This is a genomic window from Clostridium muellerianum, from assembly GCF_012926525.1.
Lineage (GTDB): Bacteria > Bacillota > Clostridia > Clostridiales > Clostridiaceae > Clostridium_AM > Clostridium_AM muellerianum.
In genome coordinates this window covers 121,102-132,670 of sequence record NZ_JABBNI010000013.1, presented here as the reverse complement: position 1 = coordinate 132,670, position 11,569 = coordinate 121,102, and the positions used below count along the sequence as shown (strand labels likewise).

Sequence of the window (11,569 nt, the reverse complement as noted above, 5' to 3'; positions counted from 1 at the left end):
TTACTAGTTTTGATTTTAACTTTTACGTAGGGATATAGGATAAGCGTTTACTCACATTAGCTAAATTGTTTTCTTATTAGTCTTAGCGAGAAGTTAAGGAAAGCCTTAGAACTTTAGCCTTGTTTGAAGGAACCGAGTTTGGCAAAGTTCTTAGATTTTCCTTAACTTTGAGCTTTATTTATAAATGGAAGCTCCACTTCGTTTCCTTAGCGGAGTAAGCGATTCGTACAAAATCACAGATTTTTACTCTCTGCTTAAAAACATTTAGCAGTGAGTAAACGCTTATCCTATATCACGTAGTAAAAGTTAAAATCAAAACTTTCACTACACTTTACTTCGCAATATTTTTATATTCCTACGTAAATTATTAATGTTTGGTAATAGCTAACTTTTTAGTATTTCCAGCTGCATTAAAGTGTTTTCTTTTCCATCCTCGTTTACTTGAGGAATTATATATATTTCATGAAAATGTCCATTTACTTTAATGTTGTTTTTATTTATATACTCTGTAACTTTTTTATAATAATTCTTATTTGCAAAACATCCACCTTCAAAATACACTGTTATATACTCTCCCTTAGGTAAAACAATAACCTGACCATTATGTTTTAATATATTTTCAGAAGTATTAATCATTATATTTTTATACACCATTTTTTCTTTTGTTTTATCATAAGACACAATCGAAGATAACTCATACCCCAACATTCCTACATATTTTTCAATATCTAATATTACTTTTCTGTAATTTATTTCAAGTTCAGCATTAGTGTTTGAAATATAATCATAACTTATATATTCTCTTTCCTCATTATATTTAATAAATATTTTATTAATTTTACACTCAATAATTGAAGATACCTTATTTTTAAGAATATCTAGATTATTTTTCATTAGATTCATATCTTTTAATTTATTTTCTAAAGCTTCCTGTTGAATATTTATTATCTGAAGCTTTTCTTCAATAGAAGTATTGCTACTTATTAAATTCTTTATTTCCTCTAAAGATAAGCCTACATTCTTATAGTATTTAATCATATCAACTTTTAAAAATTCTTCTATACTATAATACCTATACTTACTTGTTTTATTTATAAGTTTAGGTTTAAGTAAACCTATTTTATCATAGTATCTCAATGTCTGAATTGAGATATTATTTAATTTTGACATTTCACCAATAGAAAAATTTTTCACATTTTACCACCCTTACTTTTTATCCGATGGCTACCATCCGTAAACTTCTATCATCTTTAACGGCTGATACACCCATGGATAAGTTCTTCTAAGACTTAGATGTAACTAAGCATTTCTCATAAGCAAACTACGCCTAAGTCTAAGAATCACTTATGCTGATATAGCTTTTCTAGTATTAATTCTTACACTGGTAAAAATACTTATTGCTACAAAAGATAAGATTTCTGAAAAAATCATACTAGCCCATATTCCATTTGTACCATAAAAGTGTGCCAATGTGAATAAAATTATTGGTAAAAATATAAAAGATCTAAAAGCACAAATTAAATTAGAGAATTTAGGCATTTCTATAGCTTGATAGTACATTGATGTACTTAAATTTAATCCTGTAATAAAATAAGCTATATTAGTTATATTAAGTCCAATATATGATATATTAATTAATTCAATATCTGACGTAAATAAACCTATAATCTTTCTTCCAAATATAAAGCATATGAAAGCAAAAATAAAATTTACTACAACGGATACTCTTAATGATAATTTATATGTAGTAAACATCTTTTTTGTATTTTTAGCTCCAAAATAATAACTTATCAACGGTTGGGCTCCTAAACTAACACCTAAAAGCATCATATATATATTCGTAGTGATATAATTTATTATACTGTATGAAGAAATCCCCTTTTCACCCATATAAATACCTAAAACTATATTATAAAAGAATATTATTATTGAAAATGCTGTTTCCGCAAAAAAAGACGGAAATCCCATGGTAAAAATCTCTTTTATTATTTTCGTTTCCAGTTTTACATTTCCAAAAGTTAATTGTCCTCTTTTATTTAAAAAATGTGGTAAAATTATAGCAATTGTAACTACCTGTCCGAGTCCAGTAGCAATAGCCGCACCTTTAACCCCCATATGTAAAGAGAATATGAAAACATAATCTAATAGTACATTTACCACTGCCCCCATCATCGAAGATACCATAGCCAATTTAGGCCTTCCATCATTTCTAATAAAACCATTTAAAGTTATTCCTATTAAACTTGGTATACAAAATAATGAATAATACCTTAGAAACTCCGCTGATAAACCTCTTAGTTTTTCAGTTGCACCTAATAACGTTACTACAGGCTCTGCAAAAATTACAAATATTAAACTAATAATACTACTTAATATTATAATAAATTTAAATGCTTGTCTAAAAACATATACCGCTTTATCTTTATCTCCCGCTCCAAAATTTTTAGAAACTAAAGTACCTCCACCAACAGCAAACATTGTAGCTAATCCAAAAAGAGCTATTGTAGCTGGCATTGCAATTGCCACTGCTGCCAGTCCTAAAGCCCCTACTCCACGACCTACAAATATTCCATCTATAATAGTATATAGTGATGAAATAAACATAGATAATGAAGATGGTATAGAATATTTTAAGAATTTTTTCAACATAAATTTACCTACCTTATGTAATATTATTTTCGCTAATGTCTATTATAAAGTCTATAGTAGGTATAGAGTCAACTTTTTTGTAAAACTATATACTAAGCAAAAATTGAAGTATTGAATGACTAAGAAAGCCTTAGGCAAATAGCAATAAATATTGGAAAATGACATAAATCTTCTTTATTAGCAAATGGATTAGAATTTTTCAATAGTATGAATTCATAACAAAAACTATTACAATTACAAAAGTTGGGTTTAAAATGAATAAAGCATGTAGTAATATTAATATTATAGAAAGCGATGGTGATAAGTATGATAAAGATAATATCAAAAAACACATTAAAACAAGGGCAAAGTAGTAAATTCATAAAATTAGCAGAGGAGCTAATAGAAAAAACTAGGAATGAAGATGGATGTATATCCTATCATTTGCTTCAAGACATAAATAACCCTCTAATACTCACTTTTGTAGAAGACTGGAGAGATGAAAAAGCAATTGAAAATCATAATAATAGCGAACACTTTAAAAGAATAGTTCCCCAATTTGCTGAACTTCGTGAATCTAAAAGTCTTAACATTTATAAAGAATTATAGAAACTGAATTTTACCTTTTAGGCATCCGAAAGAAAATAACAAGTCCAATATATGACAGATATTTTTTGTAAGACAAGGAAACAGATTACGCAGAAGCTTAAGCTATCTAAAGGTTCTATCGACGCAGTATTACAAAAAGTAGACTAATATTTGACCTTGTTATTTTTTGAAGATGTCTTATTTAAATCTTATATTAAAAAGGAAGGTATTTGAATTATTTAGTCCCACACCTTCCTTCTTCAATAACATGTAAAATTATTTTATGCATGAAAAGTAACTTATTCATCATTCTTATTATATATAAATTACTTCACCTTTGCCATACAGCAATCTCTCATTTATCTAGCAATAGATGATACATGAGCTGTCATTGATCTTTTTGCTATACCTGAATTAAAACTAACCTTATTAGAAACAACAGTTAATGATGACGGAAGTACTTTAACTATAGATTTAGTATTTTTTAATTTTACCTGATCAAATTTGGCATGTAAAAGCAAATCTAATTTTTTAGAATCTACCTTTAACGCTGCTTCTTCCCTTGTAATAATACCTTCTTCTATTAAATCAACGGCAATCTTTAATGCTGCTTGAGGTGTTCTCTTACCATTTCTTGTTTGAAGGAAATATAGTTTTCCCTGTTCAATAGTAAACTCCATATCCTGCATATCCATATAGTGCTTTTCTAATATTTCTGCTGTATCTATAAACTGTTTGTAACACTCCGGTAACTCCTGCTCTAATATTGATATTTTATGAGGGGTTCTTACACCAGCTACCACATCTTCTCCCTGAGCATTTATTAGGTATTCACCAAATACAAGATTTTCTCCAGTACATGGATTTCTTGTAAATGCAACTCCAGTTCCTGATGTTTCTCCCATATTTCCAAATACCATTGATTGGACATTTACAGCTGTTCCCCATTCTAATGGAATATTATTTGTTCTTCTATAAGCCACAGCTCTTGTATTGTTCCAAGAACTGAATACAGCTTTTATAGCTTCTAATAATTGTTCTTTTAGATTCTGTGGAAACTCTTTTCTCATTTCTTCTTTATATAAAGCTTTGAATTTTTTTAATATATCTTTTAAATCCTCTGAATTTAAATCGTTATCTAATTTAATTCCTTTAAGTCTTTTTGCTTCATCAAGTATATGCTGAAACTTTATTTTTTCTATTCCCATAACAATGTTAGAAAACATTTGAATAAACCTTCTGTAGGAATCATAAGCAAATCTTTCATTATTAGATAACTTACTTAAAGCCTCCACAGTTTCATCATTTAAGCCTAAGTTTAATATAGTATCCATCACTCCTGGCATGGAAATTCTAGCTCCGGACCTTACTGAAACAATCAATGGGTTGTCTACACTTCCAAACTTTTTACCAGTTAACTTTTCAACTTTAATTAATGCTTCATATATTTGAGCTGTTATTTCCTCAGATAAATTCCCCCCGTTTTCATAATATTTTGTACAGGCTTCTGTAGATAATGTAAAACCTTGTGGGACAGGTATTCCTAAATTTATCATTTCAGCAAGATTGGCACCTTTTCCACCAAGTAAATTTTTCATATTTGCGTTTCCTTCATTAAAAAGGTATACATACTTTTTGCTTTCCATAAGACAGCACTCCTCTTAATGTAAACATTCCGATGCATAATATACTAAATGTTATATAATATATATTATATAACATTTAGTATATGTTTTTCAATGTATAGTGTATGCTACTTGTATTATAATATACATTGTTTTTATATTCTTATTTAAATTCATTCTTCTATGGCATTTTTATTAACAATATCTAAATTGTAAAAACTAACTACATTAATAACATCACCTATTCTGTACCTATAAAGTCCTGCATAATTAGTAATCACTATTTCATATTTTTTCCCTATTTTTAATTCATCTAAGCAAAAGGTGTGATTAATATTTAATTTTCCATTTTCAACTAAGATGAATTCATAAAAAACGGTATCTGGAATAATTATATATCTTATTTTTTTTGCATAAGGATTAATTCCAATCATAGCCTCAGTGGCAGCATAACCTGGAGAGTAAATAGTAAGTGAATTGGTATAATAATTTACTTTTTCATCATATATAGAAAAATTTGCTCCTGTTACTGTTATAATATATAACAAATTAGGCCATATTCTTTTGGTTATACCCTTAAAACCTTTCTTAAACTCACATTCTAACTGATAAGCCCTACCTGCATTAGGTGAAAGAAGTTTATTTAATTTGCATCTAGTATTTTCGTCAATATCTATATTATTAGTTATACGTCCCCTTCTTATATCTCTTACTAAACTTTCGTATTTACTTTCTAATACCCTAAACAAATCCAATATATTAGAAATAAAAACTCCGCCTATATACAAAAGTCTAACTTCTCTTAATGCAAATAACAAATGAAGATACAGAGCAGTTTCTCTATCTTTTATTTTCATTACCTCTATTGGTGAAGTGTATAAATAAGGCAGTATACGTTTTATACCATTCATTCCTCCAGAAGTAGCAGAACATATTGGAATTCCTGCCCTGGTATATGTTGTCACAACCATATCAGCTATCATTAACCCTTTCCCATAATTCCAATTTTCTTTAAAGTTATCATAGGAATATTTATTAATAAGCAGTGCCATATACTTTGATGCAATCTTTCTACTCCTTTTAGTTACAGGAATTAACTTTTGTTTACCTGTAGTTCCCGAGGTATGACCAAAGTATTCCACATCATCACCTATTAAAACCTTTTTGTCTCCATTTGCTATTCGTTCTATATAGGTTTCATAATATGGATATTCCGTTAACGGAACTTGACTTTTAAAACTATCTATGGACTTGATATCATTAAACCCAAGCTTAATTCCAATTTCACTTTTACAATTTAATTTCAATATTTTAAACAATACTTTTTCATTTACTTCTCTAGAATTTTTGGTCTCTCTATCAAAATTCCTTTTAACTGCTCCTCCACCTTCTATGGAAATTTTATATAATATCTTGCTTATTATACTCGTGATAATGCACTTCCTAAACATTTTTCTATAATTAATATATGAAAAAAACCAAGATGTTGTTATTTTATAAATTTTATTAATAATTACTATTGACAAAGTTTAATTTTCATGGTAAATTTAAATCGCAGAATGATTGTACACAATTTAATTGTACACAAAATAATTTTATAAAATAAATTCATTTAAATAAAAGGAGGAAAAATTTATGTCAGTTTATGATTACAAAGTTATAGGAATAGATGGAGAGGAAATATCTCTTGAAAAATATAAAGGAAAGGTATTAATAATAGCAAATACTGCAAGCAAATGTGGATTTACACCTCAATATGCAGACTTAGAAAAACTTTACAATGAATATAATAAGCAAGGTCTTGAAATATTGGGCTTCCCTTGCAATCAATTTGCTGGACAGGAGCCTGGAAATAATAAAGAGGTTAAAAACTTCTGTCAGCTTAACTATGGTGTATCCTTCCCACTATTTGAAAAAATAGATGTACGAGGTACTTCAGCACATCCCCTATTTAAATACTTAAGTGAAGAAATTCCTTTTAAAGGCTTAGACTTAAATCACCCAAGCGGACAAATATTATACAACTTTTTAAAGGAACAGTTTCCTGAATATTTGATAGGCAACTCTATAAAATGGAACTTTACTAAATTTTTAATAGATAAAGAAGGTAATGTAGTTGGTAGATTTGAACCTACAACTGAACCTTTAGACATGATTTCTGAAATAGAAAAGCTATTATAGAAAATTTAAAAAAAGGTGATAAAATGATTAAAGAAGAAAGAAAATTAGATCTTTTAATAATAGGTTCAGGTCCAGCAGGACTAACAGCAGCTATTTATGCAGCAAGACTTAAACTTAAAACTTTAATTCTTGAAGATGAATTAGTTGGTGGGCAAATAAAAGATGCATATACAGTTGAAAATTATCCTGGGTTTATTTCCATAAGTGGATCAGAATTAATTGATAAAATTCAAAATCAAGCTATAAACTATGGTGTGGAAATAGATGAATTTGATAAAATAGTGTCTGTAAAACTTACGAATAGTGAAAAAGTTATTGAAACTAAAAGCTATATATATAAGCCTAAAACAGTGATAATAGCAGCAGGAGCTAAAAAAAGAGAATTACCAATACCTGAAGAAGAAAAATTCCATGGAAAAGGAATTCATTACTGTGAACTATGCGATGGACACTTATATGAAGGCAAACATATTGCAGTTGTAGGTGGTGGAAATTCAGCAGTTCAAGCCGCTAACTTTTTATCTAAATATGCAAAAAAAATAACATTAATCCATAAACGAGATTACTTACGTGCAGATAAAAAAAATCAACATGAACTATTTGATAATAAAAAAGTAGACATTCTATGGAATTCTAAAATACAACATGCAATTGGAGATAATAAATTAGAAGCTGTTCTTATTGAAAATGAAAAAGAAACTTACAAATTAGACTTAGATGGTATCTTTGTATATATAGGCGTAGCTCCTAGAACTGATTTGTATAAAGATTATTTAAATTTGAATGTCTCTGGCAACATTGAAGCAGGTGAAACTTGCGAGACTAATATAAAAGGTGTTTTTGCAGCTGGTGATGTGCGAACTAAGCCTTTTAGACAATTAACAACCGCTGTAAGTGATGGCACAACAGCCGCATTAATGGCAGAAAAATATATAAAAAACGAGTATTAATTTTAAAAATGAGGTGATTTTATGGTAAAAGTATATTCAATATCCGATTGTCCTTGGTGTAAAAAAGCAAAAGCCTATCTTAACACCAAAGGAATAGATTATATAGATATAAATGTTGAAAAAGATATAGATGGAAGAAACGAATTGATTGAAATATCAAAGCAACAAAATGTACCAACAATAAATATAAACGGCAATATAATTGTGGGATTTGATAAAGATAAAATAGATGAATACTTAAATTTGTAAACTTCTTAATAATGATGTAAAATGTTATAGAAAATATTTTACATCATTATTAATTTACAAGGTTGTGATAACATATGAATTATGAACCACTAAAATTAGATAACCAACTGTGTTTTGCATTATATGCTTGTGCTAAAGAAGTAACTAGAATTTATAAACCTATTTTAGATAAGTTTGGTATAACTTATACTCAATATATTACTTTTCTAGTACTTTGGGAACAGGATAATATAACTGTAAAAGAGCTTGGTAAAAAGCTACATCTTGATTCTGGTACTCTTACTCCTCTGTTAAAAAAGCTGGAAAACATGGGATTACTAGAAAGAATAAGAGATAAAGAAGATGAAAGAAATGTTTATATAAAACTAACTGAAAAAGGTTTAAATATGAAGGATGATGCTTTAGAAGTTCCTTCCAAAGTATTTTGCACTACAGGTATTTCAATGGAAGAAGCCTTAGATTTAAGAGAAAAACTTAAAACCTTATTAAATAATTTAGACGAAAAAGCATAGGATTCTATTCTTTACTTAGAACCCTATGCTTTTATTATACTTTAAATATTCTGTTCAACTTTCACAATCTAAAAATAATGAGAAGCAAGTAACCGAAGAAACGTTAAGCTGTATTACGGCTGATATACGTCACGTAGTAAAAGTTAAAATCCAAACTACCACTGCACTTTAATATCTAGTTGCGTGGCAATTTGCTTTTTATTAAGAAAAAGTTAAAATTCTATTTAAATTCGCTATAAGTATGAATAAGTATTTTTAATTGTGCAAATTATATAAATTGAAATATCATATAGAATGGGGAATTAATATGAAAATAGGACTTGTTAGACATTTTAAAGTGGATTTAAAAAGAAGCTCTTTTATGACATCAGAAAAATATAATGAATACATGAGTAAATACGAAGAAACAAGAGTTATACCTAATGAATTAGTTATAGATAAAAATTGGGATAAGTGTTACTGCAGCAGTATGCAAAGGGCTATTACCACAGCAAAAACTATATATCATGGTGACATAATAATAACTGACAGATTAGTAGAAATATCCTTTTCAGCAAGAATAAACACTAAACTTCCACTTCCTTATTATTTTTGGACTTTAATAAATAGAATTGCTTGGCTTAAAAATCATATGTCTCAACCTGAAGGTAGAACAAAAACTTTAAAAAGACTTAATGAAATTATTGATGAAATATTACAACAGAAAGACAAAAATATTCTTATTGTAAGTCATGCTGGTGCACTATACGAAATAAGAAAAATACTTAAAAGAAAAGGCTTTAAAGGACACAGATTTATAAAGGCTAGAAATGGAAAGCTATATGTCATGGAAAATGACTCCCTTAGTTAATTTAAAAACTATAATTTAAACGGCCGTAGCCCACTGTAATTTAGGGCTTTAGCCGCTTAAATGAGTTTTCATTATTTCAACTGTATATTTTAATCCAGGTTAGATAATACCATATTATTTTAATTCTATCCAATACCTTTGGAAAACTTCTCCGCTATCCATTTCTTCTGAATCTAAAACTCCCCCATTTTTAATAATTGTTTTAGCCGATCCTACATTATCTTTAGAACAAGTTATTAGCACTCTCGATATATTCACATTTTTACAAATATATAATGCTAAAAATAACATTTTAGAAGCATAACCTTTTCTCCTCTCACTAGGTCTTATACCATATCCAATATGTCCACCCCTATAGGATAAATTCTCATTAAGTCTATGCCTAATATCAATTGCCCCTAAAACTTTATTACCTTTATCTATCAACCAATAAGTTGAACTCTCTACAAAATTATCACTTAGTCCTATCCCTTTGCTATATCCATGTAACTTTTCAACCATTGAATGTATATCCGTTGTGTCAAGGTTTAAACTCCAAGGAATAAGTTTTTCTCCACTATTTTTCCACTCCTCAATCATATCTAAATATTGATTTTTTAAGATAGCACTTCATTCTTGTCTTCATACACAGTAATTTCATCATCATCTTTTAAGCATAATGTGAAGCATTTTTTTAATATCTTTTACTTAATAATTTATCCAAATATATTGATTTCATCTGTTTACTTGCCATAGCCCTCTTAATAGGTGGAAGTTTTAAAATAGCTGACAAAACTGCTGCCATAGCTCTATGACTAAATAATGCCTTATTATCAAAAATAAGCTCTTGAAGCTTACCTTTTTCAATAGCCTGCAGCACTATTCTGTGAGTTGTATTTGCTGGAGTTATTATCTCTTTTTCCCTACACTTAAGATATATACTTTTTTTAGGACAGTTTCTAACACATATACCACAACCAAGACATATATTTTCATCAACTTTGGCCTTTTTAGATAAAGGATCTACTTTTATGGCATCTATTGGACACGCCTTTGAACATTTACCACAGCCTAAACAACTATCTTCCTTAACCTGTGGGAGAAATGCAGTAGTCTGGATAGGATTTAAATATCCAAACTTCTTAATTGCTTGCATTCCTTCGCAGCAACAGCCACAGCAGTTGCAAAGAAATACTGATCCTGATCTAACATTTTCACCACACTGCACTAAATTATAATCATAAGCCATATTTAATATTTCCAAGCCCTCAGCAGCTTCTATAGCTCTACCATATCCATGCTTATTTAAAGTATAAGCGCTGTCTCCAAAAGTTAAACAGGTATCCATTGGAGCATTACAGGCTTTTCCTAAATGCTGCATCTTATGTCTGCAAAAACACATGCTTACAGTTATAAATTTGGCATTTTTAATTACATTACTAGCTCTATCATAATCCATTATTTCCAATTGGTTTTGATTTGAAAGAACCCCCTCCTGTACAAAAACCTTTCCAAACCTTGTTTCAGTTCCTAGAAATAAATCTTTAATAAAGTCTTCTTCTACATTTAAATATTGGAAATAAAGTTCTGATAAAGTTTTTTGATCAATATCATCCCTAGTTCTCATAAGAGAAAATTCAAAAAATCCAATCATAGGAGGTGGAAGGCAATACTCCTTTTTCCCATCATAATCAACATCCAAAAGTATAGCCTTTGAAGCAAGCTTTTGAAGAATATTTTCAGTTTGAACTTCATTCATTTTCCAAATGCTACTTGCAGTTTTAACTGTAAAAGGTTTAATAGGTAGCATTGCAACAAGTTCTGCCTCTTTTTCAGTAAAAAGCATGCTTAAAATCTTATATAATGTTTTTGATGGAGGTGCACCTTGTGGAAATCTATTAATTCTCTCTTCTAATTTTTTATAAGCTTCTCTATTTGAAATATGTGACAAATTTTCACACCCCTTCTATACATTACTTAATTTTATATTTTTAGCTGTACTTCTGC

At 28.9% G+C, this 11,569-nt stretch carries 10 protein-coding genes and 2 pseudogenes; 6 read left to right on the top strand and 6 right to left on the bottom strand.

Annotation, left to right across the window (positions count from 1 at the left end):
* Positions 1–384: 384 nt before the first annotated feature.
* Positions 385–1,194 (bottom strand): MerR family transcriptional regulator, encoded by an 810-nt coding sequence (locus tag HBE96_RS07480; RefSeq protein ID WP_169297132.1) that lies wholly within the window; start codon positions 1,192–1,194, stop codon positions 385–387.
* A gap of 150 nt (positions 1,195–1,344) precedes the next feature.
* Positions 1,345–2,649, bottom strand: coding sequence for an MATE family efflux transporter (locus HBE96_RS07475; protein ID WP_169297131.1), 1,305 nt, complete (start codon positions 2,647–2,649; stop codon positions 1,345–1,347).
* Positions 2,650–2,955: 306 nt separating this feature from the next.
* Here HBE96_RS07475 and HBE96_RS07470 point away from each other — a divergent pair, with 306 nt between their 5' ends.
* Complete coding sequence (locus HBE96_RS07470) at positions 2,956–3,237, top strand: putative quinol monooxygenase (protein ID WP_169297130.1); 282 nt, start codon at positions 2,956–2,958, stop codon at positions 3,235–3,237.
* Positions 3,238–3,614: 377 nt separating this feature from the next.
* On the opposite strand, the pseudogene HBE96_RS07465 reads toward HBE96_RS07470, so the two are convergent.
* Positions 3,615–4,862, bottom strand: a pseudogene (locus tag HBE96_RS07465) (PEP/pyruvate-binding domain-containing protein); the annotation flags it as partial.
* A 188-nt stretch (positions 4,863–5,050) separates the two neighbouring features.
* A pseudogene (locus HBE96_RS07460) lies at positions 5,051–6,292 on the bottom strand (GH3 auxin-responsive promoter family protein); the annotation flags it as partial.
* A 184-nt stretch (positions 6,293–6,476) separates the two neighbouring features.
* Here HBE96_RS07460 and HBE96_RS07455 point away from each other — a divergent pair.
* From HBE96_RS07455 to HBE96_RS07435, 5 genes are all read left to right on the top strand, one after another.
* The gene (locus HBE96_RS07455) at positions 6,477–7,022 is read left to right on the top strand and encodes a glutathione peroxidase (RefSeq protein WP_169297128.1); all 546 of its coding nucleotides are present in this window, start codon (positions 6,477–6,479) and stop codon (positions 7,020–7,022) included.
* Between the two features lie 26 nt (positions 7,023–7,048).
* Positions 7,049–7,972, top strand: a complete 924-nt coding sequence (locus tag HBE96_RS07450) for an FAD-dependent oxidoreductase (protein ID WP_169297139.1) — start codon at positions 7,049–7,051, stop codon at positions 7,970–7,972.
* A 21-nt stretch (positions 7,973–7,993) separates the two neighbouring features.
* Positions 7,994–8,221, top strand: a complete 228-nt coding sequence (locus HBE96_RS07445; protein WP_169297127.1) for a glutaredoxin domain-containing protein — start codon at positions 7,994–7,996, stop codon at positions 8,219–8,221.
* 74 nt (positions 8,222–8,295) lie between these two features.
* Positions 8,296–8,733 carry a MarR family winged helix-turn-helix transcriptional regulator gene (locus HBE96_RS07440; RefSeq protein WP_169297126.1) on the top strand — a complete coding sequence of 146 codons (438 nt, stop codon included), beginning with the start codon at positions 8,296–8,298 and terminating at the stop codon, positions 8,731–8,733.
* A 307-nt stretch (positions 8,734–9,040) separates the two neighbouring features.
* A complete protein-coding gene (locus HBE96_RS07435) occupies positions 9,041–9,583 on the top strand; it encodes a histidine phosphatase family protein (RefSeq protein WP_169297125.1) in 543 nt (180 codons plus the stop codon).
* A 114-nt stretch (positions 9,584–9,697) separates the two neighbouring features.
* Here the strand turns inward: HBE96_RS07435 and HBE96_RS07430 are convergent, their stop codons facing one another.
* Both HBE96_RS07430 and HBE96_RS07425 read right to left on the bottom strand, forming a co-directional pair.
* Positions 9,698–10,162: a GNAT family N-acetyltransferase gene (locus HBE96_RS07430; RefSeq protein WP_169297124.1), complete on the bottom strand. Its 465-nt coding sequence runs from the start codon at positions 10,160–10,162 to the stop codon at positions 9,698–9,700.
* Between the two features lie 94 nt (positions 10,163–10,256).
* Positions 10,257–11,513, bottom strand: coding sequence for a 4Fe-4S dicluster domain-containing protein (locus tag HBE96_RS07425; RefSeq protein WP_169297123.1), 1,257 nt, complete (start codon positions 11,511–11,513; stop codon positions 10,257–10,259).
* Positions 11,514–11,569: the final 56 nt, after the last annotated feature.